At 41.8% G+C, this 24,953-nt stretch carries 24 protein-coding genes and 1 pseudogene; 12 read left to right on the top strand and 13 right to left on the bottom strand.

Annotation, left to right across the window (positions count from 1 at the left end; translation table 11 throughout):
- Positions 1-471: 471 nt before the first annotated feature.
- Positions 472-1,902, bottom strand: a complete 1,431-nt coding sequence (locus AACU33_RS12920) for a right-handed parallel beta-helix repeat-containing protein (protein ID WP_096588968.1) — start codon at positions 1,900-1,902, stop codon at positions 472-474.
- A gap of 822 nt (positions 1,903-2,724) precedes the next feature.
- Here AACU33_RS12920 and AACU33_RS12915 point away from each other — a divergent pair.
- Positions 2,725-3,387, top strand: a complete 663-nt coding sequence (locus AACU33_RS12915) for a phosphoribosyltransferase (RefSeq protein ID WP_096588966.1) — start codon at positions 2,725-2,727, stop codon at positions 3,385-3,387.
- A 12-nt stretch (positions 3,388-3,399) separates the two neighbouring features.
- On the opposite strand, the gene egtB is transcribed toward AACU33_RS12915, so the two are convergent.
- From egtB to msrB, 3 genes are read right to left on the bottom strand one after another with little or no spacing between them, the layout of a single operon-like run.
- A complete protein-coding gene (egtB, locus tag AACU33_RS12910; RefSeq protein WP_096588964.1) occupies positions 3,400-4,626 on the bottom strand; it encodes an ergothioneine biosynthesis protein EgtB in 1,227 nt (408 codons plus the stop codon).
- Positions 4,601-5,389, bottom strand: a complete 789-nt coding sequence (egtC, locus tag AACU33_RS12905) for an ergothioneine biosynthesis protein EgtC (protein ID WP_096588962.1) — start codon at positions 5,387-5,389, stop codon at positions 4,601-4,603. Before egtC ends, egtB begins: the two co-directional genes overlap by 26 nt.
- A 29-nt stretch (positions 5,390-5,418) precedes the next feature.
- Entirely contained in the window at positions 5,419-5,919 is a 501-nt protein-coding gene (msrB, locus tag AACU33_RS12900; RefSeq protein WP_096588960.1) for a peptide-methionine (R)-S-oxide reductase MsrB, read from the bottom strand.
- Between the two features lie 310 nt (positions 5,920-6,229).
- Here msrB and AACU33_RS12895 point away from each other — a divergent pair, with 310 nt between their 5' ends.
- Complete coding sequence (locus tag AACU33_RS12895) at positions 6,230-6,631, top strand: MAPEG family protein (protein WP_096595239.1); 402 nt, start codon at positions 6,230-6,232, stop codon at positions 6,629-6,631.
- 262 nt (positions 6,632-6,893) lie between these two features.
- Here the strand turns inward: AACU33_RS12895 and AACU33_RS12890 are convergent, their stop codons facing one another.
- The 4 genes from AACU33_RS12890 to AACU33_RS12875 form a co-directional block, all read right to left on the bottom strand.
- The gene (locus tag AACU33_RS12890) at positions 6,894-7,220 is read right to left on the bottom strand and encodes an HPF/RaiA family ribosome-associated protein (RefSeq protein ID WP_339375975.1); all 327 of its coding nucleotides are present in this window, start codon (positions 7,218-7,220) and stop codon (positions 6,894-6,896) included.
- A gap of 690 nt (positions 7,221-7,910) precedes the next feature.
- On the bottom strand, positions 7,911-8,564 hold the full coding sequence (locus AACU33_RS12885) for a phosphoribosyltransferase (protein WP_096588958.1): 654 nt from the start codon (positions 8,562-8,564) through the stop codon (positions 7,911-7,913).
- Between the two features lie 146 nt (positions 8,565-8,710).
- Positions 8,711-8,797 (bottom strand): hypothetical protein, encoded by an 87-nt coding sequence (locus AACU33_RS12880; protein ID WP_339376498.1) that lies wholly within the window; start codon positions 8,795-8,797, stop codon positions 8,711-8,713.
- 63 nt (positions 8,798-8,860) lie between these two features.
- The gene (locus AACU33_RS12875; RefSeq protein ID WP_096588956.1) at positions 8,861-9,076 is read right to left on the bottom strand and encodes a hypothetical protein; all 216 of its coding nucleotides are present in this window, start codon (positions 9,074-9,076) and stop codon (positions 8,861-8,863) included.
- Between the two features lie 53 nt (positions 9,077-9,129).
- Between AACU33_RS12875 and AACU33_RS12870 the strand changes: the two genes are divergently transcribed.
- From AACU33_RS12870 to AACU33_RS12850, 5 genes are all read left to right on the top strand, one after another.
- Positions 9,130-10,068, top strand: coding sequence for a tetratricopeptide repeat protein (locus tag AACU33_RS12870; RefSeq protein WP_096588954.1), 939 nt, complete (start codon positions 9,130-9,132; stop codon positions 10,066-10,068).
- A gap of 214 nt (positions 10,069-10,282) precedes the next feature.
- Positions 10,283-11,083 (top strand): PRC-barrel domain-containing protein, encoded by an 801-nt coding sequence (locus AACU33_RS12865; RefSeq protein WP_339375974.1) that lies wholly within the window; start codon positions 10,283-10,285, stop codon positions 11,081-11,083.
- Between the two features lie 93 nt (positions 11,084-11,176).
- Entirely contained in the window at positions 11,177-12,121 is a 945-nt protein-coding gene (locus AACU33_RS12860) for a ribose-phosphate diphosphokinase (RefSeq protein WP_096588950.1), read from the top strand.
- Between the two features lie 3 nt (positions 12,122-12,124).
- Positions 12,125-12,787, top strand: a complete 663-nt coding sequence (locus AACU33_RS12855) for a phosphoribosyltransferase (RefSeq protein ID WP_096588948.1) — start codon at positions 12,125-12,127, stop codon at positions 12,785-12,787.
- Between the two features lie 44 nt (positions 12,788-12,831).
- Positions 12,832-13,494 (top strand): dienelactone hydrolase family protein, encoded by a 663-nt coding sequence (locus AACU33_RS12850; RefSeq protein ID WP_096588946.1) that lies wholly within the window; start codon positions 12,832-12,834, stop codon positions 13,492-13,494.
- A 58-nt stretch (positions 13,495-13,552) separates the two neighbouring features.
- On the opposite strand, the gene AACU33_RS12845 is transcribed toward AACU33_RS12850, so the two are convergent.
- A complete protein-coding gene (locus AACU33_RS12845) occupies positions 13,553-14,914 on the bottom strand; it encodes a cysteine desulfurase-like protein (protein ID WP_339375973.1) in 1,362 nt (453 codons plus the stop codon).
- A 225-nt stretch (positions 14,915-15,139) separates the two neighbouring features.
- Positions 15,140-16,063, bottom strand: a complete 924-nt coding sequence (locus AACU33_RS12840; protein WP_096588944.1) for an ATP adenylyltransferase family protein — start codon at positions 16,061-16,063, stop codon at positions 15,140-15,142.
- A gap of 316 nt (positions 16,064-16,379) precedes the next feature.
- Here AACU33_RS12840 and AACU33_RS12835 point away from each other — a divergent pair, with 316 nt between their 5' ends.
- A complete protein-coding gene (locus AACU33_RS12835; RefSeq protein WP_096595237.1) occupies positions 16,380-17,777 on the top strand; it encodes a glycoside hydrolase 100 family protein in 1,398 nt (465 codons plus the stop codon).
- 4 nt (positions 17,778-17,781) lie between these two features.
- On the opposite strand, the pseudogene AACU33_RS12830 reads toward AACU33_RS12835, so the two are convergent.
- Positions 17,782-18,126 (bottom strand): annotated as a pseudogene (locus AACU33_RS12830) (hypothetical protein); the annotation flags it as partial.
- Positions 18,127-18,156: 30 nt separating this feature from the next.
- Here AACU33_RS12830 and AACU33_RS12825 point away from each other — a divergent pair.
- The 4 genes from AACU33_RS12825 (at position 18,157) to AACU33_RS12810 (ending at position 20,932) form a co-directional block, all read left to right on the top strand.
- Positions 18,157-18,396, top strand: coding sequence for a hypothetical protein (locus tag AACU33_RS12825; protein ID WP_339375972.1), 240 nt, complete (start codon positions 18,157-18,159; stop codon positions 18,394-18,396).
- Positions 18,397-18,598: 202 nt separating this feature from the next.
- Positions 18,599-19,684 (top strand): C1 family peptidase, encoded by a 1,086-nt coding sequence (locus AACU33_RS12820; protein ID WP_339375971.1) that lies wholly within the window; start codon positions 18,599-18,601, stop codon positions 19,682-19,684.
- A 71-nt stretch (positions 19,685-19,755) separates the two neighbouring features.
- Positions 19,756-20,220, top strand: a complete 465-nt coding sequence (locus AACU33_RS12815; RefSeq protein ID WP_096588939.1) for a hypothetical protein — start codon at positions 19,756-19,758, stop codon at positions 20,218-20,220.
- A gap of 244 nt (positions 20,221-20,464) precedes the next feature.
- Positions 20,465-20,932 (top strand): protease inhibitor I42 family protein, encoded by a 468-nt coding sequence (locus tag AACU33_RS12810; RefSeq protein WP_339375970.1) that lies wholly within the window; start codon positions 20,465-20,467, stop codon positions 20,930-20,932.
- 73 nt (positions 20,933-21,005) lie between these two features.
- On the opposite strand, the gene AACU33_RS12805 is transcribed toward AACU33_RS12810, so the two are convergent.
- Together AACU33_RS12805 and AACU33_RS12800 are read right to left on the bottom strand one after the other, a co-directional pair.
- Positions 21,006-22,328: a hybrid sensor histidine kinase/response regulator gene (locus AACU33_RS12805; protein WP_096588935.1), complete on the bottom strand. Its 1,323-nt coding sequence runs from the start codon at positions 22,326-22,328 to the stop codon at positions 21,006-21,008.
- A gap of 87 nt (positions 22,329-22,415) precedes the next feature.
- A complete protein-coding gene (locus AACU33_RS12800) occupies positions 22,416-24,791 on the bottom strand; it encodes an MASE1 domain-containing protein (protein WP_096588933.1) in 2,376 nt (791 codons plus the stop codon).
- Positions 24,792-24,953: the final 162 nt, after the last annotated feature.

The following is a 24,953-nucleotide window of genomic DNA, read 5'->3' as shown; positions in this document are numbered from 1 at the left end:
GATTACGCTCCCCACCTCAGCTTTTATGCTGGGTGGGGATTCTGGCTGCAATAAACACAATCTTGCTCAGGCTTGTTATCATACCACGTCCAGTTGAACACAAGTCAATTGCGACCTGAGGGAGGCGATCGCAAAGATATTGGGATTGCTTTGTTATAACCCGCACCTACTTCGCTCATCTGAACGCCACATAAAGGCCGATTTTGCACCCTTTAAATTGTGTACAATTAGCCTTTTTACGGGAAAAAGGGTAAAAGGAAGTTGAATTCCTTTTACCCTTGGTTAACTACTTATAAATTTAGTTTTACAAGCAGTCTTATTTACCCAATTACCCCAGTAATTTCTCTTTCTCTCAATTGAAACGCAACTTTGAGTACCTTTGACTGTGCATAGGCGTAAAGCGGTCAACCAGTGAGGTCTCGCACAGCATAAACACCATCTGGAGGGCTGGCGAAAGACATCACTTGTTATTTACCTTGCCGATGCGGCCTTTGAAAGAGCTTCCAACGCACCTATGTCCACAACTGCACGCCCGTCAGCATTCCCATCTACGGGACGCTTAAAGCCTAGCTGATCGACACTGGGTGCGTTAATTCCACTAAAACTGCTAGCTCCAGCATCAATTGCCGAACTCCCAGATCTGAGGGTGAAATTCCCTCTATCAGGATCGCTAAATAGGGGGTTTTTTCCAAGAATATTGTTGGTTCCTGGGGCGTTGAATTTGGATGAGTTGTAGATTAAATTATTGTTGTACTGGATGTTCGTTGATCTAGACAGGCTATTAACTACACCACCAGTTTTAGCGTAGAGAATGTTGTTGAAGATTTTCACGCGATCGGAACCACTAGAGGTAGCAATTTCTCCCAAGCCTTGAGTCTCTGCGACTTGTCCATTCTGATATGTCGTGTTATTGACGATATCAACGTTGGGGCTACTATAGACATTAACACCAGCACCACCATTTCTATAGATGATGTTGTTTGTAATTAGCGTTCTCCCGTTATACCTTTGATGAAAAGAGGCTGACTGGGTATTCAAACAATCATCAATTATGATGCCATGCCCTTCAGTAATTTTGCCAGCCGAGCTCCAGGGAACAAAATTTTTGTTGTCGTAAATAATGTTGTCCCGGATCACCATCTTATATCTATCGGTGACACCATCAGAATTCCAGTTATATTGGGTGCTAATACCACTGGTTCCGTCCGGACTGTACCAAGCATTTCTCGCAACAATATTTTTCTCAATGGTCACGTAGTCAGACCTGTAAGAATGAATCCCGTGCCCGCCAAAATTAGAAATTTTGTTGTTGCGAATAGTTATATGGTGAGATTTCTCATTAATGCCAATTCCCGTACCTTTGGTTAATGGATTGTTCGAGTTATATCTTTGTTGGAGTGCGTACTCTTTAGTGATGTTGTTGTTGTTTCCCTCTAGGGTCAAACCCTCAATAATAATATAAGAGGATCTAACAATGTTAATAGCGTAGGCATTTTTTGATTTGATCAGGGGATTATGCCCAGGATAGGCTTTGAAAGTAATCGGAGCACTAGCAGTACCTTGTTTTTCATATAAGACCACGATCTGTGTATCAGAACTGTTCCTTTCGTAAGTACCGTTCATGAGATAAACTGTATCACCTGCTTTTACCAAACCCCCTACTCTGCCTAACGTCCGAAATGCTTGACTTGTGGATAAGCCGTTGTTGCTATCGCTGCCACTTCCAGAGACATAGTAAGTTTTACCAGTCGTACTCTGAGCTATTTTTGTACTGGCATTAGCATCTGTAGGTATCAGTTTTGGTGCAGACTTGTCTGCATTATCAGAGTATTCAGCTTTTAACCGAGCACCATTGGCAAAGTTAACAGGTTGGGTTATTGCAACCGGTTGATCTAAAAACATAATTGTGCGACTCCTAAGGTGTTTGAGAATTCTAGTAGCGCATTCCTGGTATGAGGCAACGGAAATCTGCAAATCACCGTGCAAAAATGTTCGCGATCTCTTATCGCTTATAGATGCTGTGGTAGTGTATTTAAGGGCTCACAGCCCAAGTTTTGAGCTAAGGTAAAGCCCCGATGATGACGCTAAATTGGTAAATATTTGACAAACGATCTACGTTTGTATGTCAGGCGATTGTTTGGGTGAAATCGCTTACTAAACCTGAATCAGCTTACCATGCGTTTTTGTAGCATCGGGTACATATATGCCACTTATAAAGCTGTCACAACACTTTGCTAATGAGTGTTGATAGGGAATATGTAAACCCCAAAATTTAACACCTACTGGTTAATGCGAAAACAAAAAAAACTTTTAACTTTTTCCCAAGCCAAATTTTCAGTTCACAATGCTTAAACGAGTAGTATTGCCCGAACCTCGGCGTCACAGCTTGAAGTAGTTCATGTAATATGAGAATAAACAGAGAAAAGTAAAGTTGAGAGCATTAATTAACTTTCTTTTCAATGTCATCAGCAAAGTTCGGCAATACTCACCAATTCTCTGTGTGCGATCGGAATTTATAGCTTACTAGTAATTCAGGTAATATTTGACAGCCTACAGCAGGAGAGATAGTCAAAGACATTCGGGAAAATTTACTAGAAAATTAAGTACTAGCTTTATTGAATAACGATTGCAGCTAGTAATAAGGCAAGGAGAGTAAAACCGACTGACTTTTGTATATTCCAGAGAATCAGCGATGCATCGCACTCACCTGATGGAGGTGAAATTATGTCTACTAGAAAATTTCATACCCGTGCTGAAGCTGGTAAGATGTTAGCCAGAGAATTAACCGCCTATGCTGACTGCAAAGATCTGGTGGTTTTAGGTTTGCCTCGTGGTGGTGTACCTGTAGCGTATGAAGTGGCAAAGTTACTAGGTGCAACCTTAGATATCTGTTTAGTGAGAAAATTAGGCGTACCCGGTCATAAAGAGTTGGCAATGGGTGCAATTACGTCGGGTGGTATTCGCGTATTAAATTACGATGTTGTCAGTTCATTAGGGATCGCCAATCAAACGATTGAGCAAGTAACGGCTGAAGAATCGCAGGAATTACAACGTCGCGATCGCGCTTATCGTGGCGATCGCCCTCCCTTAAATGTTAAAAATCGCACTGTGATTGTAGTAGATGACGGTATTGCTACTGGCTCAACTATGCGTGCTGCCATTACTATGTTGAAACAGCAACAGCCAAAGCGTATTGTTGTTGCAGTTCCTATCGCACCACCAGAAACTTGTGAGGAACTCAGTAACTTCGTAGACGAGGTAGTGTGTCTAAAAATGCCAGAGCGAATGTATGCAGTAGGCATTTGGTATGAAGACTTTTCGCAAACTACCGATGAAGAAGTGCGCTATCTACTTACTCAACAGTCAACTGTTAGCACTCACAATTGACCGTATGCGATTCTACTTATCATCAGCAGCACAGCGAAATCCTGCGAAAATCTGACGCACGCTGGGATAATACCAGTTGCGAAAACTTGGACGGAGTACCCAAGGACGAGTTGCCCAACTACCGCCTTTTAAAACGCGGTGCTTTTGGTCAAAATAAACTTGTGAGTATCCTACATAAGGATAACTTTGAAACCCCTCATAGCCAGCAAACCAAGAATCTGTCCACTCCCAAACATTTCCGAGGGTGTCGGATAAACCATAAATACTTTGTCCGTCAGGATAAGCATTTACTGCTGTAGTTTTACCAACTAGGCGATCGCAATTACAATTCTCAATTACTGTTTTTGCTTCTACATTCTGAGTAGCCGCTTTTTCCCATTCGGCTTCTGTTGGTAGGCGCTTCCCAACAAACCGTGAGTATGCTTCTGCTTCGTACCAACTGACACCACAAACTGGGCGATTATCCCAAGTGCGATCGTTATCCCAATATAGGGGTTGTGTCACCTGCTCAGTTTGTAGCCAATGCCATCCAGCGTTTGACCACCAACGCCGATCTTGATATCCACCTGCCTCTATGAATGTCAGATACTGCCCACAAGTTACAGGATAGCGATCGATCCAATAAGTGTCTAAATATACTTTATGTGCTGGAGATTCGTTATCTAACGCATCAATAGAGTTATTACCCTGTTCAAATTCACCAGCTGGGATTTGGATCGTGTCTTCGAGGTTGTTAGGAGCAGGTTGGCTGGCTCTATCGGTGCGGAGTAGCTTTTTATGAGAGTGGGAAAGTTTTACTAATTCCAACACCATACTAATAATTTCGTGGTGTTGGCTTTCATGCTGAATCAAAAAGCGCCACAGACGTTCGTTTTGTTCAACATCAGCGACTTTTAGGGAATCTAGTACTTTGGCTCTCACCGTATCCAAGTAATAACGGATTTCCGTTAGTTCGGGTAATTCCACACGTTTGGCTTTGGGTAAACCATCAGCTGCAAACAGCTGACGGTACTGCGGAAACAAACAGGGTAAACCTGCACTGCGTTCTAACAGCCACAAAGCTTCAGTGTAAGCAATGTGTCCTAAGTGCCAGCCAACAGGGCTAAAATCTGGATGCGGTTGAGCGCAAAAAGTCATCCGATCCATACCCTCGAATATTGCCAGAGTTTTAGTCCGACATTCAACGAAGGCAAGAATTATCGCCTCTCTCACACTAGATTTGCTCAACTTGGATATCACAGTCCACTCCCACACTGATGATGCTATTTTCTGAGAAATCTGTCCAATTACCTGTAAATAGTGGTTCGGATGCAATAATTACGGCTTTGGGGAAAGTTAGATCGTCTCGTAACCAGTAAAGAGACGGAGCAGGTGATTTTGTACTAAAGCGAGAAGCAATTAAGCGATCGCGATCGCTAATTACTATATTGGCGGAAACATCAGTTTGATATTCCTCTGCCCATTCCCTCAATTGAAGTAATGTAATATGCAATGCTTGCTCTACACTCTTACCGGGATTGGCTTGCAGATGATGGAGCAGTAAAGCAAAAATATGTTCCGAATCTGTACTTCCCTGGATTGATTGGTAAATTTCATCGCTGAGTCGGTTGCGAATCGGTCTGTATAATGTCTGCCGGAACTTTTCAATCCGTCCATTGTGAGTAAATAATAGACGCTGATACTGAAAAGGCTGAGAATTACTAAAATCTAAGGCTTGTCCTGCTGTTGCACTGCGAACATAAGCCAATATTTGCCCCGATTCGACATAACGGCTCAGACTTACCAGATTTTGGTCATTCCAAATCGGCAAAATATTTTTGTAAATAAAGGGTTCGGTATCTTTTTGCGGATGATACCAACCCATTCCAAAACCATCAGCGTTCACCACTCCCGAAAGCATTTCCTGAGGTTGATAACTCTGCACAATCAAGGAATGTTCTGGTGCGTACAGTAAATGTTCTAAAGAAATCGGCGAACCGAGGTAAGCAAGTAAACGGCACATAAAATAATTGGAATTTTGGGCGTTGCTAATTAGCTAGCAATAAACTTCAAGGCTACACCATTCATACAGTAGCGTTTACCAGTGGGTGCAGGGCCGTCGTTAAATACGTGACCTAGATGACCACCACAACGATGACAATGGACTTCAACTCTAGTCATAAAGAAGGACTTATCTACGGTTGTGCCAATAGCTCCTTCAATGGGTGCATAAAAACTAGGCCAGCCTGTACCACTGTTGAATTTGGTTTCCGAGGAAAATAGAGGTAATTCGCACCCAGCACATACGTAAGTTCCCAGTGCATATTGCTTATCGAGAGGACTAGTACCCGCGCGTTCGGTACCATGTTTACGCAAAACATGAAACTGTTCTGGTGTCAAGGTTTTGCGCCATTCTTCCTCAGTTTTAGCGATCTCAAATTCATTTTCATTCTTGGCAGTTGTCATAACTTCTGATTTCCTTGTGAAATATTGTGATAAAAATGCTGTGCCAACAATTACGGCACTAGCTTCTAAAAAATACCGCTTGTTCATTATCTAGTTGCCGATTTACCTTGCTGCATTATGAGCGATCGCTCTGAATGAGCGCTGATAGCAAGATGAAAATTCTCTAAGAACTGCTGATTGCGATTCACAGACCGCAAAATAAATGTTGTGGTAGTCTGTCCAATCCTCCTGGTTTTTGGTTTTTAAAGTTGTTACAAAACTACATCTACTCTAGTAAATTATCGCCCTGTTAATCAAACCATTCCGGGTGGTGATTTCACTAATTCCCGAAACAGCACGCGATCGCTCAATTGATGAAACCAAAGATTATACTTTGTTGGTACGCGAGGATTATGATATGTTGCCCTGGACTAGTCTCATAACTGCTTTAACGCTGCTGCTGTACTTTGTCGTTACCATTAATGTTGGTCGAGCCAGAGCCAAATATAAAGTACCACCTCCCCAAATGACAGGCGATCCTGACTTTGAGCGAGTGCTACGCGTTCAGCAAAATACCCTAGAGCAAATGATTTTCTTCCTACCTGCTTTATGGTTATTTTCTTTTTATGTCAATCCGTTGTGGGGGGCGGTTATCGGTGCTATCTGGCTTGTGGGTCGAGTCGCCTATGCTTGGGGATACTATCAAGCGGCAGAAAAGCGGAGAATTGGCTTTGGTATTAGTTCTCTTAGCGGTATAGCGCTACTTTTAGGTTCGCTCGTGGGTATCATCTTATCTTTAGTTAATTACAATTTCTCATAACCGCAACAACGATTAGACTACAGTCCTGACTACAAATTTTGGGAGATGGAAAGAACTTCTCCCCATCTCCCTTTGCTTTAGATGCTTATCAATCAGTCTGACAGTGCTAGCTTGGAGTCCCTTTTCACCTTCTTTTTCCCCAAAACAAACCTTATCTCCTACCTGCAACTACTGAAAATCACCCTTGAAGATACTGTTGTGGTGAAAATAAACTTCGCTACCATCAAATGTTTCGATGAAGCCGTTGTTTGTGAGCCTTGATTTACTGACGCAACATACTACTATGGTCTTGCAGTTTGCGTTTGGCTATATCAAAAGCATCACGAATCGCTACATAAATATCCTCGTGACTATGACGTTCGGGTGGATCGCGTTTTACAACTATTTCCCCATTTGGCACAGTCATGTCAATTCGTACCTGATAAAGCTTACCGTTACGTTGATGCCGATGTGGCACGTCAACGATAACTCGACAGCTAGTAATTCGGTTATAGAAGCGGTCTAATTTAGCTGCTAAGGCGCGAATTTTGTCTTCTACAGCTTCTGATGGCGGGATGTTATGAAAGGTGATTTGTAGCGGGATTCTCATGATTTCTCCTAATTCTTAATTATCTGTTGCTTCGATCAACCAATGGCTCAAGCCAGGTAATAATTAAGATGTATTTTTCCAATCTCAAAGCAACATATATTCTTGCTTGGTTGTGAGTTAAAGAGGGTAACTTGAGAAGTAACGAAATTTTTTGAATTTGCCGTACCTACAACTTTGGTTTAGTGGCTGTGATGGTCATTCTCTTCACTCCCTACACTAAATTCAGAAAGACAAATTCGTTATAAGTGGTCGGTACACTGAAACTACTGGTGATGGTTGCTTTTTCATTAGTAAGGATTTTCAGCATATTTACTTTGCGTAAAATAGCTCTGTTTATTACCGAATGGCTTACTTAATGACTTTAGCTGATATGAAAACTTTGAGCTTTAAGTATTAACCTTTACCTTCAATTTCTATATTACTCTAAATATCAATAATAAGAAAGTACCAATAAGAAAATATATATTAAGTCTGTGTGGAGAAATAGTCCTGATTCTGGGCAATTCTCTACTTCTAAGCGTAAGTTTATAACTTAAATATCTGCGCTCCAGAAATAGCCCTTGATTCGCGATCGCTCTCTATTAGCTGTTGCTTAATTTCCCGAATAATTTTAAAATTAAAATAGCTGTGCTATGCAAATAAAATATAATAATTTGGCAAGAAAAGCCAGAAAAAATTGCCTTTCTGGCTTTAACAACTAACTGCTAGTTGCTGTGTCAACATTTCATGAATTGCGGTATCGCTGATTTTGGCGAAGTTTTCATACCAAAGAGCGATCGCATATAAAGGTTCTGGTGTCATTAAACAGACAACCTTATCTACTTCATTGCGCAATTCCTGACAAGTTTTTGCTAATCCCACAGGAACCGCCACAATAATTTGCTGAGGCTTTTGTTCCCGGACTATGGCAATAGCAGCGCGCATCGTAGCACCGGTGGCGATACCGTCGTCGATGAGAATAATAGTGCGATCGCTCAAATTTGGTGGCGAAAGATGACCTCGATAAACCCTGTCGCGTCGTTCTAATTCCCGTTGTTCTTTCGCCGCAACATCATCAATCGTTTTCCCAGAAATCCCCAACCAACTGACAACATCATAATTTAAGCAACGTACACCACCCGATGCGATCGCACCCATTGCTAATTCTTTGTGTCCTGGTACAGTCAGTTTGCTAACCAAACAAATATCCCACGGTACATCCAGTATTTTGGCTACTTCACAAGCAATCGGTACGCCACCACGCGGAAGCCCCAACACTAAAACATCTGGACGATGGGCGTAATCTGTCAGCTTGCTAGCTAATTTTTGTCCTGCTTCAGCGCGATTTCGATATCTTGTAGTCATTTTTATCACCTCAACTACAGGATTAGTCAAATTTGTTTCAAACTCTTTCCTTGTGTCTCCTGCCTTCTGGCACTAGTCCTAGATATCTTTTAGCTTAGGAAAAAAAGTTGAGGAAATTGTGAGGAACACAAGATTACTTCAATGAGTTACAGTTTACACACCGAACTAATAAGAGCGATCGCAATTATGCCATTACAACTGAGCAAATTAGCCACAAAGCTAATCTGATGCACATTTATATCTCGGTCTTGTTTGCTAAAGCCTAGCCCTTGTGAAAGATGGTGCGAATGATATCACTATCCAGCAATTCTACCAAGTAAATGCTTGCTTGTAGTTCTTGGGATAATCTTTGAGCGATCGTTAAAAATAACTTTCACGCCAAGATAACGTTTGTACTCTACTGCCACCTTCATCCGCTTTTGTTGCACAGTAGAAGCCTTAATATTAGTAGCAGAAATATTGACAAAATGCACTCCCTCATCTGTAGAGTGAGATAATAGAAGTAGAGCCATTCCCCTAACGAGATGACTCTAGAAAAGGCTATAGAGGAAAGGGGAAGTGCAAAATGCTGAAATGCTTAATTAGTCTTGGACTAGTAACTACAGCACTCCTTGGCAGTCTAGGAATTGTTAGTGCTGCTAGCTACTCTTTAGTATCTAACAACCCTACAGAGATAGAGAATATTATTGTTCAGGCAGATGCCAACAGTTACAACACTTATATGAGTAGGGGCGTAAGCAAGCTCGAACAGAAAAAATATTCAGCAGCTGTTGAAGATTTCAACAATGCTATTCGCCTCAACCCTGATGAGGCACGAGCTTACTTCGGTCGGGGGTTGGCTTTTTCTGCATTAGAAGATTACCAGAAAGCCATAGAAGACTTTTCCCAAGTGATTCGCCTCCAACCTCCTAATACTCCGCAGGCTTGGGCTTACGACGAACGAGGTTACGTGTACTACATTCTAGACAAATATCCGGAAGGTCTCGAAGATTTCAACCAAGCTATCAATCTTAAACCTGACTATACTGATGCCTACTATCACCGAAGCCACGTCTATTATGCTTTAGGCAACTATCAACAAGCCATTGATGATTTAAGCCAGGTTATTCAGAAAGCTCCAAAATTTGCCTGTGCCTACAACAATCGGTGCTACTATCGCGCTCGTGGGCTGAAAGACTATCAAGGAGCAATTGAAGATTGTAACCAGGCTCTTCGACTAGATTCACAAACTGCCAATTTCTACAGCAGTCGCTGCTACGTTCGTGCCAATTTAGGAGATCAAAAAGCCCTAGAAGATTGTGCTCGTGCTTTTAAAATTGCTCCTAATAAGGCGGGAACTTATGAGGATCGGGGACTCGCCCACTTGGCTTTAGGAGACAAACAAAGAGCAATTGAAGATCTCCAGAAAGCCGCAGAACTCTACCGACAACGAAAAGATAATCAAAGTTACCAAAAAGTTATGAAAATCATCGATCAAATCCAGTTAAAACCGACTACCTTCTAAGGTTATTTATGCCAGTTTAAGACAAAATTAGTTGTGTCTATTCTTAACTTAAATGCGATCGCCTTGGCTTTCTCTGATGTCATCGACTGGAAAAAAGAATGCGACAGACGAGTAGGGAACATCAGTAATATAAGTTGACATTACTCACATATTCCTCACATTTTGTTTCTAACCTTAAAGTAGAGTCCAAGTTTCAAATCAAAGGTGGCAAGAGATGTCTCGATCAAACGCCAACGGAAGTCAAAAGTATTGGAGAGGAAATATGCTCAACGTTGTGCGTCGCAGTCAGATTATTGGATGGATTGCAATAGATAGCTCGACAGCTGAACGTTTAGGTAAGTTAGAGGAAGTCTGGATAGATGATTCCGGGCGTATTGCCTATTTTTCGGGTGGGGAAACTTATTTACCAGTAGATAGAATTGCTGGCGTAGGTATGGGTGCGGTGTCAACTTATTATTTCCCAGTCCTTGATACTCCAGAAAATCTGCGTCGCTTGCATCAAACTACTGTTGAATCTACATTGGGTGAAACTCTTGGTTGGGTAGAAGATTTTTTATTTGATTGGCAAACGGGAGAAATCGCCGCTTACATTGTAGCCGGAGAAATTGCAGCTCCTTTTGGTGGAAAAGCAGTACTGTATCCTGAAGATATCGAAGTAATTGACATAGATAAAGTAGTTATCGGCGAAGACGTGCAAGGTAAACTTCAAGGTGAATCAGAGGGATTGAAGAGTTTTTTTAGTGAGAAATCAGAACAAGTACAACATCTCGTACACATGATAGGCGATCGCCTACATCATCTGATTGCTCCTGAGGATAAACCAGAAGTTGTGCGCGTCAAAATTAAAGAGGTTAGCGACGAAGTAGCAGCTTCTAGCGATCGTCCGCATCATGTCTTGCAAGAGGCTACGGAGTTTTTGCAAGAGCAATGGCATCATTTGCAACAGAGTATTACCCGTGCAGGCGATAGCGCAAAATCGGCTCTAGATGCTGCTTGGAAGCAAATCAGCAAATAATCACAATTCAAAATTCCGAAAGCTAGACATAACAAGGATTTGGCAGTGCGTATCTGTCGCATTCCTTGTTCAAATTGGAATCAGGTATTGATTATGGACAATTTCATCCTCTTTGCAGGCACAGCTAACCCTGATTTAGCAGCAGCCGTTTCCCAGAAACTCAACATTCCTTTGGGTAAATCTCTGGTGGAATGCTTTCCAGATGGCGAGGTAAATGTCCAACTCCTAGAATCTGTACGCGAAAAGGCTGTATTTATCCTCCAGTCCACTGCACCACCCGTTAATGACCATTTAGTAGAACTTTTAGCCTTTGCAGATGCCTGTCGTCGGTCTGCGGCTAGACGGATTACGGCTATTATCCCTTACTTTGGCTATGCCCGTTCCGATAAACGTCATGGTAGGCGGGAACCAATCGCTGCCAGTATGGTGGCTGAAGTTTTACAGGCTGTGGGAGTAACTCATATTGTCACCCTGGATTTACACACCCCACAAATTGAGGGTTTCTTTCGCATTCCTGTAGACAGTCTGACAGCAGTACCCATTTTTTGCGAGGCTATCAGCCCTCATTTACCGCCTAATTTTGTCGTTGTATCGCCAGACACCGGGCGCGTCCAAATGGCAACTCAGTATGCTCAAAAGCTGAATAGTTCTGTAGTTGTGCTACACAAACACCGCAAGAGTGGTACAGAAACAGAAGTAACTCGTGTGGTAGGAGATGTAAAGGGTTGTGCCTGCTTAATTATCGATGACATGATTTCCACGGGTGGCACTCTGGCTAGAAGTATTGAAGCCCTATTGAAAGCGGAAGCACGTCCAGAAATCATGATTGCTGCTACCCACGGGTTATTTGTGAAGGACGCACGCGCTAAGTTAAGTCACCCCAGCATCCAGGCTGTTTATGTCACCGATACTATCGCACCAACAGAAACGGATTGGCAGCAACTCAAAATTGTCTCGATCGCACCTTTAATTGCTACTGCTATCAAACAGTTTCAGGTAGACGGTTCTCTTAAAGATTTATGTTTAAAAGAGGTATAAAATATGTTGCAAAGATTCCGTAATCGGGTTGAAGCTGGGAAAGTATTAGCTGCTAAGTTAACAGAGTATGGCAATCGTCCAGACGTTTTAGTTTTAGGGCTTCCCCGTGGTGGCGTGCCTGTAGCTTATGAGGTAGCAAACGCACTTGATGCACCCTTAGATGTCTGCTTGGTGAGGAAATTAGGCGTACCCGGACACAAGGAACTAGCAATGGGTGCGCTCGCAATGGGAGGAGTACGTGTCATTAATGAGAATGTCGTAGATTGGTTACGGATTCCCAAAGAAACTATCGATCGAGTAGCCGCAATGGAAAGGCGGGAATTAGAACGTCGTAACCTCGTTTATCGAGGTAATCGTCCGCTACCAAAAGTCAAAAATCATACCGTTATTCTTGTAGATGATGGTATTGCTACGGGTGCAACTATCCGCGCCGCGATCGCAACTTTGAAAAAACAACAGCCCTGCGAACTAGTTGTGGCTGTTCCAGTAGTAGGCGTATCTACTTTTGAAGAACTAGAACCAGAAGTAGATAAGCTTGTTTGCGTAATCATGCCAGAAGATTTGTATGCGATCGGTATTTGGTATGAGGATTTTCAGCAAACAACCGACGCAGAGGTATGCGAACTGCTGACAAGGCAAAAATTACTGGTAGCTAATAGCTCTTAAGTAGTGGTCAGGGTCATCATTGGTCATTAGTGGAGATTAAGTTTATGCAGAAGCACGAACACCTAATATTAGTCAACGCAGGTGAAGTCAAGCTAGAGGGAAATTTAGTAATTCCCGATGGTGCTACAGGCGTAGTTTTATTTGCTCATGGTAGTGGTAGCAGCCGCCATAGTCCTCGCAATCGCTTTGTGGCTGGAGTTTTACAACAGGGGGGACTAGCAACTTTATTAATTGATTTGCTCACTCCACAAGAAGAAGAAATTGATCTGCGGACAAGACATTTGCGCTTTGATATTGCTTTGTTAGCATCGCGGTTAGTTGGTGCTACAGATTGGCTAGCAGAAAACCCAGATACCCAACACCTGAAGATAGGTTACTTTGGCGCTAGTACTGGCGCTGGTGCAGCCCTCGTCGCCGCCGCCGAACGGAAAGCAGCGGTGCAGGCTGTTGTCTCTCGTGGGGGAAGACCCGATCTAGCTGGTGCAGCACTACCTCATGTCAAAGCACCAACCTTGCTGATTGTTGGTGGTTACGATACGCCAGTCATAGCGATGAATGAGGAAGCATTAGCAAAATTGCGATCGCCAAAACGGCTGGAGATTATTCCCAAAGCTACCCATTTATTTGAAGAACCAGGCACATTGGCAACAGTAGCACTATTGGCGAGTGAATGGTTTAGCCATTATCTTATGTCTAGAAGCGAGTGAAAATGCTGATGCATTCGTAGGGGCGGGGTTTTTCCGCCCTTAACGATGATTTATAGCGTTACACAGCAATTTCCTTCAAAGCGTGTAAGACTCGCTCAACTTCCTCAACTGTGTTGTAGTGTGTCATTCCAATCCGCACTAAGCCACCTGTCGCTTCTACGCCTAACTTTTCAGTCAAACCGATCGCATAAAAATGTCCGTGCCAAGAAAATATTCCGCGATCGCCTAATGCTTTGGCAACACTTTCCGGGCTTTGTCCTGCTAGCCTAAAGGCAACTGTTGGTGTGCGTGAAGTAAAGCGCTGTGGGTTAGTAATGCCATACAAGGTTAAACCAGGAATCGCCAACAATCCGGGAATGAGTTTGTGACTCAATTCTCTTTCGTATTGTTGAATTGCTGACATTGCTGCTACTAAAGCAGCGCGGCGGCTGTGATAAGCAGATGTGATTGAAGGTGTAGATTGATCGGGTGATGTGAGGAAACTGGGACAGTGAAATTTTTCTATGCCTTCCTTATCTGCTTCGATTAAGGCGGAAATTAACTCATTATCGACTGAAGGTGATACGTGACAACCGAGTTTTGTCAAATAATTAATCGCCGCTACCAATCCTGCTAAACCTTCAAAATTCAAAGTTCCTGTTTCCCAACGCGCTGGGACTTCATCCGGAGCAGGCCTAACTTTATATGGAATTAAGCGGGTAAGATGTTCTCGCTTACCATACAAAATCCCCACGTGGGGGCCGAAGAATTTATAGGCGGAACAGGCGAGAAAGTCACAACCTAGCGCATGGACATTAATTGGAGCGTGGGGTACGTAGTGAACTGCATCAACAAACACCAAAGCTCCAACAGCATGAGCAAGGCGCACGACTGCGGGTACATCGTTGATTGTCCCGACAGCGTTAGAAGCATAACCAACAGCGACTAATTTTGTGCGGGGATTAATTTGGCGTTCCAGTTCTCCCATGTCTAAGGTGCAGTCTTCGGTGTTGAAATCTACAACTTTGACAACTACACCCTTTTCTTCTAACGCATACCAAGTAGAAACATTGGCGTAATGGTCGAGCCGCGTCACAATAATTTCATCGCCTGGTTGCAGTTCCCGACCAATAGCGCGACTCAAGCTGAAGGTAAGGGTAGTCATGTTCGCACCGAATACTACCTCATCACTGTGGCATCCTAGCAAATCGGCACTAGCAGCACGAGCAGCTGTAATCAGTGCATCTGTACGCATACTCGTGGCAAAAGCTCCGTGAGAATTGGCATTTGACCTCACCAAATAATCGCTAATGGCATCGAGTACTGCTCCTGGTGTCTGTGTACCACCAGGGCCATCGCAAAAAATTACAGGTTCACCGTTGATTTTTTGAGTAAGTGCGGGAAACTGGGCGCGTATCCATTTCAGGTCAAGGTGCTGCATAATCATCTCCTGGGTTGATAGTCGAATGGCGCTGAGACGATCCGACACAGGGATGCTACCTAAACTTTTAATTCGTAGCATTTTTAAATGCAGAGAGAAGCAGAGTTTTTCTTAATTTAATTAGTTACGAATTTGTGAAGTTTTGTACTGAGTGCCATTCGTTGATAGTGTCTTAACTTTTCACAGGTAAGTTATGCTGCACAAGGTAACACAAAAATTTTTTGATTACACTTGTGGTTGTCTTGGTATCCCTACACTTTTGAGGATATTCATTGGCCCTGCGTCTTTGAGGATTTGCATTTGTTCTTGATTCCGCACTAGTAGAGCGCCTGCACATCCTAAGGAGTTGACAGAAATCCCCTCGAATTCTTCTTGCGATCGCGGTACGATTAACATCCATTGGCGTGTAGCTAAAAAGTTGTAAGCGCCCGATTGTCTATTACCTTCAACTGCGGCGATCCCTACAGTCTTGAGTAAGTTGCGATAGATTTCTAGGGTAGTTTTAGCGGCTGTGAGTGGCGACTCTGCCCAACTGCGATCTAGGCTTGCGAAAGCGTGTGTAAAAGGTAACTCTGGAATAGTTGCGACTGTACCTTGAAATTCTGCTGCTGCTAATAAAGGCTCAATGGGTATGGCTGCACCTGAGGTTGTTAGGGGTAAGGGTACAACCTGTAAATGCTTGTGTCGCTGACTTGCACCTGCAACTTGACCGCCGTTGTAAAATGCCAATCCATCATATTCTGCCAAACAAGCCCACATGGCAGCGAAATCTTCTAAGGTTAGTAAGCTTTCCTGTTCTTCAAAAGCGCGAGTAATAATTAATAAGTGATAGTCAACTACGTTGAATTTATTCAACAAACAAACGTGTGTCTCAGAAATATCGGCAACAAATAAATCTTCTTCGTAAGGTAAGAATGGATTAAAGTCCTTGCCAGATGAGGTAGTTTGTTGAACTTGTTTTTGCTTGGCTGCATCCTTGCGCACCAGATTAGACAAAATCCTTACTAAGAACTGCACGCCATCCTGCTCAACAAATTCAAACTCCGTTGGTATCGACAACAAAGCTCCGCATTTCCAAGCGGATTCAGTACGTTCTATGACACTTTTCCATAACGTGCCAGGTTGCAACAATATTTTTCCTTGTGTCATATCTTTTCCTTCAGGCTCGGTGAAATATTTTAAGCCATACGCTGCTTTTCTACCAATGACAGATTAACTAAGTTTGAAAATTGCGACTAGAGAAAGTTACTGAAGAAAACTTGTTAGTGTACGTACCTACCAAATGTAGCTCCGATAACTAATACGGAGGTATGAGGGCAGAATACTAGTGATTGCGTCACGCTATTTATATCGCCTGTTGACAATTTTCCTCTTTTTCGTAACCAGTACCGCAGCAAGTAGACGCAAACCAGATCGGGCATCGCTGCTACTTATTGAGTGTAAAGTACTACAGGATAATTTGCTCATGGCTATAACTGTCAAAACTAATTCCATTACAGAAGCTTGGAGGTTAGTAGAAAACTCCATTATTTTCTATAGCAAACGCCCCATTGGTACAGTAGCAGCTTGTGACTTACACAGAGAGTCTCTCAACTATGACCAGTGCTTTATCCGCGACTTTGTGATTTCCGGGTTAGTTTTTCTCACCCAAGGAAAAGCAGAGATTGTTCGCAATTTTTTAACCGAGACTCTCACCTTGCAAAGTCACGAAAAGCAAATGGACTTTTTTAAGCCAGGCCCTGGATTAATGCCTGCTAGTTTTAAAGTTGATATTGTCGATGGAAAGCAAGTTTTGATTGCTGATTTTGGCGAACACGCTATTGGCAGAGTTCCGCCAGTCGATTCTTGTTTGTGGTGGATTATTTTATTACGAGCTTATGTAAAAGCAACCAAAGATATTTCTTTAGCTTATCAGCCAGAATTTCAACAAGGTATCAAGCTAATTTTAGATTTCTGCTTAGTGCATCGCTTTGCTATGTACCCAACCATGTTAGTTCCAGACGGTGCTTTTATGATTGACCGTCGCATGGGTGTTTATGGTAATCCTTTAGAAATTCAGGTGCTATTTTATGCAGCTTTATTAGCAGCAAGTGAATTGCTTTTACCAGGTAATGGTGGTGTTAAATATCTGGAAACAATTAACCGACGCTTGGCAGCGCTGGAGTATCACGTTAAAGAATATTATTGGATAGATATCAACCGTGTAAATGAGATTTATCGCTACAAAGGCGAAGAATTTGGTAAAGAAGTTGCCAATAAATTTAATATTTATCCTGAGTCTATCCCTCATTGGTTAACTGAATGGCTACCAGAAACCGGAGGCTATTTGGCAGGAAATTTAGGGCCTTCACAGTTAGATTTTCGCTTCTTTGCTTTGGGTAACTTAATGGCAATTCTAGTTTCCTTAGCCAGCGAACAAGAATCTCAAATGATTATGGATCTAATTGAACAACGCTGGCACGATTTAATTGGCAATATGCCGATGAAAATTTGTTTTCCAGCTTTAGAAGGTTTAGAGTGGAAAATTGTGACTGGCTCAGATCCAAAAAATAGAGCTTGGTCTTATCATAATGGCGGTAATTGGCCTGTTTTACTTTGGTTGTTAGTAGCTGCGGCTATCAAAACAGGTCGAGTAGAACTGGCAAATAAAGCTATTAATGTAGCTCAAAGCCGCCTCAGCCACGACCAATGGCCAGAATACTATGATGGTAAAAATGGGCGATTAATTGGTAAAGAAGCAAGGAAATATCAAACTTGGACGATTTCTGGCTTCCTAATGGCAAAAGAACTAGTAGCTAATCGGACACATTTAGAGTTAATTTCTTTTGAAAAAGACCCTGAGATGATTAGCTGTGTAAATTAAATAGCTAATCTAAATCGGGTTCAACACCAAGCGCTTTTAATTGGGCGATTAATCTTTCAGCGCGTTGTCTTTCTTGTTGTATAGAAGTTATTATCCAATTACCAGTGCGATCGTACCAGCGTAACCAAGGCTGTTCTACATCTTAATAGCTACCTTGCCATACACCCAAGCCTAGTTGTAATTCTGGTATTCAAAAGCGAGGTTCTGATAGTGCAATCTGTGCATAACTACTACCATCAAGCCTGAACATCCTGAATTCATATTTATAACTGTCAAATACGGCGTAATAGGGAACCCGCAGAATTTGCTCATATACTTCCCATTTACCTGGCGGTTGCTCAATATTGCGATCGCCGCATCGGTTTTTTAGTACAGAATTATGCGCTATTCCCACACAGCCTATCCTACGGGAAGCCGCTATTCTAAGAGAACGCATCGCAAACGCGTCTATGCGCGAAACAAAATTCATCTCATCAATCAGCAACGCCAAAAAAATATCTCATCGCTGGTTGTAGTTACCGAAGTTAAGAGATTAGTCCCAAGAGCAATTTTATATATATCACTAGCTGAAAGAATTGCTGTGCTTTGGTTAGAAATATTAATAGCCAATTATTCTTAACTTCGTGCTTAAGTTCCTTAACTTCGGTGGTGATACCAGACTAGAAAAAGGAAACTATATTTGTGCCTTTGAGAACAATAATTTACTGACTTGTTCTTAACTGGTGCGATTGGGCTGACACCAGGGTGATTGAACTTGTTCAGATGTTTTAGTTCTGGTTGAAAAGACAAACTTTAATAATTTGATGTTTTCAGGAGATTTTATGGATAGTGTAAAACTGCAAGCCGCCATCGATCTCGCAAATGCTAATTGGCAAGCAGGTGAAACCAGCATATCTCAACTATCGCCTCAAGAGCAAAGGAAGCGCTTGGGTTATTTTCCTCGTCCTGGCGAACCTTCTTTAGAAGACCGAGAAAAAATTGCACGTATCAACCACGAAGCTTTGAAAACAGCTCAAGCACACGGTCAGACTTTTGGATATCCAACATCCTACGACCTCAGAACAGGTGGCTTTGTGACGCCTATTAAGGATCAAAGTAGTTGTGGTTCTTGTGTTGCTTTTGGTACAGCCGCCACAATTGAAGCTACTTTTCGTCGCCAACGCAATAACCCTAACCTCGCTGTAGACTTGTCAGAAGCTCACTTGTTTTACTGCTATGCTAAGAATGATGGCATGAACTGCGATACTGGTTGGTGGCCAGATCGCGCAATGGAAGCAGCTAAAAAAGGTATTGTAGATGAGGCTTGCTTTCCTTACACTCCAGGAAACCAAGATTGCAAGCTTTGTTCTGATTGGCAAAATCGTCTTGTCACCATTACTGGATATCACCAGATTACTGATGTGTCTGCGATGAAAGAGTGGCTATCTAGCCGTGGTGCGTTGAGTGCTTGTTTCAGCGTCTATAATGATTTCTTTTATTACAAGAGTGGTGTCTATCGCCATGTTTCAGGTGATTTAGCAGGTGGACACTGTATTTCCATGATTGGTTACGATGACACGCAAGGATGCTGGATTTGCAAAAACAGTTGGGGAACTGGTTGGGGCGAGCAGGGCTTCTTCAAGATTGCTTATGGTGAGTGTGGAATAGAAGCTTCAGTGTATGCAGTAGATGGTATCGATGATACAGGTTGGTTAAGTAATGTCACAGTTCAAGGATTATGGTCAAATAACTCCGACCTCAATTCTTACGTCTACTTGAGTAATGGAATTGGCTGGCGTAGATTGTGTAATACCAACGTCAACGCTCACATTGATATGTTGATGCAATTAGCAGCTTCCAAAGAGCAAAATCATGCGGTATCTGTTTACCAACTTCACGGCATCATCACCCAGGTTTACGCATGGTAATTACTCACAAATAATCTTCTCAAAAGTGATTTACGCATCATTTCAAATTTGGCTAATTGAAGAGGTTAATTATGAATCCACAATCTGAAACACTTGCAGCTTTAACAACTATCGATCAATGCGAACCCTGCCAAACCTCTGTCCCACCTATGGCACAAAACATTGAAGGGAATGGCTCTAGTCAAAGTACTTCCTTACTCAACTACCCAACCGAGCAACCTCCTGCTAGTGCCGTTGCTGCTAGGGTTGAAGAACGTCCTACCCAAGAACCACTCAGCCAATTAACTGGTCAACAGCAAACTGTTAGTGCCGGATGGCAAACTGATAAGAAAGTATTAGGATTATGGAGTGCCTGCTCGGATCAGCGCAATGCTTGGATGTATGTTGATGGCATTGGTTGGCGTAAGTTTGCTGATAATTCTGATAGTGCAATCATGGCATTTAATATTATTGCATCTCATGCCAAGGTTACAGGCAAAGGTAGTTACTTCTATGAAGGAAATGATGGCAAAGTCAGCACTCTTTACGTTTGGTAAAGCTTTTTCCTCGCATCTGTTCAGTGGGTAAGGAAACTCCTATCTTTATTCAACGTCGTTTTATAGAGTACATACGTTAGTCGCCAGAACTCAGCTAGATTTCTGTGCGACTGACGGAGAAATACTTGATGCAACCATAACCAATATTGGTAGGCATGAATTCCCCACTAATTAACTATTACTTTTGGATTATTCTACAAAGTAAGTAATGCATTACAGTCTTACATATTTAAAAATAACTCTTATGTTTCCCGCACTAATTATTACCACGTATCTAGTATCTTGTATTCCCCAAGCTCCGAAAACTACACCAAATAATCAAACATCATTACCGCCAGTGGTGACTCCATCTCTGCGGTCTCCAAAATTACCATTGAAATCAGGTATGTCTGAAGTAACTTTATCTCAAGCCGATAACGGTAAAATCATCACCCTCAAGCGCGGCCAAATTCTGAAACTTCGCTTAGACGAAAATCCGACCACAGGCTATCGCTGGTCAATGTCTGTCCCAGATTCACAAGTATTGCAACTTAATAGTGACAACTTCAACCAGCCTAGTAATGCTGGTATTGGTGCTGGCGGACAACGCGTGTTCGCTTTTCACGCAAATAATCCTGGAAAAGCCAAACTACAAATGAAAAAGTTGCGTGAGTGGATTGGCGAGCAATCAACGATTGAGCAATTTGAAGTTACAGTTCAAGTCACCGAATAGTCAGGATTATAGCTGGGTAGAAACTGAGGTTTAAAAGCTAAAAACTATTTAGTGTAAAAATCTAGATTTATCCCTACGAAAAATTTAAATTTTGAGGAATCGAAATTATAAATTCAGTACCACCTGTTGGTAGTGGCACGCATTCCAATGAACCGCCATGCTTTTCTTTGATAATTTGATAGCTAATTGCTAATCCCATTCCAGTACCAACACCAACTGGTTTAGTTGTAAAGAAGGGGTCAAATATTTTTTGTTGGAGATCTTTTGGGATTCCTTTGCCATTATCAGCAATGCGGATGACAACTTTTTTATCTATTGCTTCAGTTTGAATCCTAATTGTGGGAATTGCATTTATGTTCCGATGTTCGCTGAACAATGAACAACTGAGTGTTGCTTCTTCTAAAGCATCAATAGCATTACTAATAATATTCATGAATACTTGGTTGATTTGCCCAGCATAACACTCTACTAGAGGCAGATTGCCATATTCTTTAATAACATTGATGGCAGAGTTATCAAGCTTACCTTTCAATCGATGTCCCAGGATCAGTAATGTACTATTAATACCCTCATGAATATCAACATCTTTGATTTCAGCTTCATCTAAGCGGGAAAAAATTCGTAAAGAAAGGACAATATCTCGAATACGTTGTGCGCCAACTTTCATCGATTCGAGTAATTTAGGTAAATCCTCTACGAGGTAATTTATATCGTTGGATTCGATTTCTTCCTCAACCTCAGGAACAGGATTTGGGTAATAGTGTTGATAAACTTTTACCATTCTGAGTAAGTTCTCAATATATTCTTGAGCACAAGTAAGATTGCCATAGATAAAATTAACTGGATTGTTAATTTCATGAGCTACACCTGCTACTAATTCACCCAGGCTAGACATTTTCTCACTTTGCACAAGCTGAGTTTGGGCTTGTTGTAATTCTTGAAGTATTTTCTGAAGTTCAGCTTCTGCTTGTCGGCGTTCCGTTACTTCTTGGATTAATTTTTTTTGAGTATTTCTAAGTGCTAAGTGAGCATTAACACGAGCCAGAACTTCTTCAACTTGAATGGGTTTAGTGATGTAATCTACTGCTCCCATTTGTAACCCTTTAACTTTATGCTCTACATCAGATAAAGCGGTCATAAACATTATGGGAATATCTTGGAAGTCAGCATTTGCTTTTAAACGCCGACAGGTTTCAAACCCATCAATACCAGGAGGCATCATTACATCTAACAAAATCAGATCTGGCTGAATTATAGGCACTTTTTCTAATGCCATTTCACCACTCTTCACGACAGAAATATCGAAGCCATCTGCATGTAAAATATCAAATAGCAATCGGATATTCATTGGAGTATCATCAACAATTAAAATAGAGTTTGTCTCAAGATTTTCCATAAATTATTTGTTGTGAATGTAAAAGACAGAGCAGGGGTAATTAAAAAGAAGACAGACAAATAATACAAAATGAATATTTGACTCTGGCTATTTATGGGATATGTATGTTTCTACTAAGGTGGCGATCGCTTCTACTTCAAACTCGTCAGCTAGTGCCAATAACTTATCAGTAAAAGCTGTATACTTTGTATCTAGTTGCTTGATGCGGTTCGTTTCTAATTGGATATTGGCAACATCACAACGTTGAACGGCTTGATAAAGTACCATCAGTTCAGATGCAGGAGGTACAACCATTTCTGCAACCTCAGGGGAAGTATTTTGATTTTCATCTTGATAAATCCATTGCAATTGCAAATGGTTTGCTAATATATCTATCAACTCTTGGGCTTGTATGGGTTTGGGTAGGAAATCATTACAGCCAGCGTCTAGAGCTTTTTGGCGATCGAGATCGAATACACTTGCTGAGGAAGTAATGACGATCGCATTTTGCATCTCCTTTGACTGGCGTAGGTGTTGAATCATGGTGAACCCATCCATTACAGGCATTGCTAAGTCGGTAATTATCAAGTTTGGTAGAAGTGCGATCGCTTTTTCTAATCCTTCCTGACCGTTACTGGCTTCAAAAATTTCAAACCCGATGGGTTCGAGTAAATTCACTACCACCGAACGATTTTCCCAACGGTCATCCACAATCAAGATTTTCCTGGTTTCGCCTTGAAAGCCAACAATAGTAGTTTTAGGAGCAATCGTAGATGTTTGTGTCCATTCTTGTGTCTCAGGTAACTCTACCTCAAACCAGAAGACGCTACCCTCTTGATATTTACTTTGTACATGAATTGTGCTATCCATCAAAGCTACAACCTTTTGGCTAATAGCTAACCCTAACCCCGTACCTTCTGCTTGCTGTTCAACGCTACCAACTTGCTCAAAAGGACGAAAGATTTTCTCTAGTTCTTGGAGAGTCATACCGACGCCTGTGTCTGCAATTTCAAAGCGAATTTTTTGCAGGTGTTGTTGGCGATCGCCTACGACCTCAACTTTAAAAGTGACGCCACCGCGATCGGTAAATTTAATCGCATTACCCAAGAGGTTGATCAAAACCTGACGCAGACGTTTTTCATCTGCATGAATATTCCGAGGAAGTTGTTTGCTTGGTTGATAAATAAACTCAATTCCCTTTTGTTCAGCGCGAATGCGACAAATTTCTACCACACCTTGCAGGAAGTTGAGAAACGGAAAATCTTTGGGATAAAGTTCCATCTTTCGCGCTTCAATTTTTGAGAGGTCAAGGATATCGTTAATTAATGTCAGCAGGTGAGAAGCACACTGATGAATGATATCAATACCTTTATGTTCCTTCTCTGTTAGAGTTTGGGAGCGTTGAAAGATTTGCGCATAGCCGAGAATACCGTTGAGGGGAGTACGCAGTTCATGGCTCATATTTGCCAGAAATTCGCTTTTGGCTTGGCTTGCACTGTCAGCAATAATTTTAGCTGCTTTGAGTTCAGCAGTACGCTCTTCTACTCTTTGTTCTAATTCGTCTTTTGCTTGTTTGAGTTTTGCTTGTGCTTTTCTATTTTCGTTGAGTACAGCTGAGAGTACAAATGTAGTTAAGGCAACAACACAAATAAAAGATTGCAGTAGTAAAAGAGATTGATATACCGATCCTTTGGCAAAGGAACCAAAACCATGAGCTGTTCCAAAAATTGCGATCGCTGAGATAACAATTACAAGCAAAGTAGATTCCCTTTGTCCAAATCTAAAAGCAGACCATAACAACACAGGAATCATCATGTATTCGACAGGATAGCCACTCCAAAAGGCTATCTTACTGATGACAATTAACGAGAACAGTAATAGTGCAAACTCTATAATCTGTTGTTTTCGGAGTCTTTGCTGCTGTGTTGACTTTTGTAACCATGCCAAGACTACTGGTGTAACGATCAGCGTACCAGCAAGAACTGCTGTTAACCAAGCCCGCCAGACATTTACATATTGTGCCCAAGGAGTACTACCAGTTAGACAGAGTACACCAATGGCTACAGTAGAGCTAATTACAGGATAAGGCACAATTAGCACTACAAACTTGAAAACATCCTGCGCTCGCTCCAACAAATTGCGACGACCGATAAAGCGATTAATCAGCAAAGCCATCATTAACGGATCGCTCATGTCAATGAAGGAGATGATGAGACTGCCTATAAAGCTGTTTTGATAAAAAATTGAAAAATTAGCAATTAATTCACTTAGAAGAATCGCAGGCCAAATACGGTATCCCAGCACTAGGATACTACCTAAATAAACACCTGTGGTTGGCCAAATTGGTGCAGTTCCATCTTGAAAAGCAATTGTCGCTGATAATTTACCAAGACAAAAATGAATAACAGGAAGAATAATTAAGGCTATTAATACAGTGCGATCTGGGATAAAATTAAATTTTTTGGAAATAGAATTTTGTTGCATCACTCTTCAAGTAGGTATCCTACTTAATCAGTAAAAATCCATATATATAACGCTGAATTAAGCCATAACTTAATCGGGTGCTACCGCAAAATTTTTTTCACACACAAGATGTAAAATCACCCTACTTCAGCTATGGCTTATCTTCAATAGTTCCCAAAAATT

This window comes from Calothrix sp. NIES-2098 (genome assembly GCF_963875125.1).
Classification (GTDB): Bacteria; Cyanobacteriota; Cyanobacteriia; order Cyanobacteriales; family Nostocaceae; genus Aulosira.
This window is presented reverse-complemented; position numbering and strand designations above follow the sequence as displayed.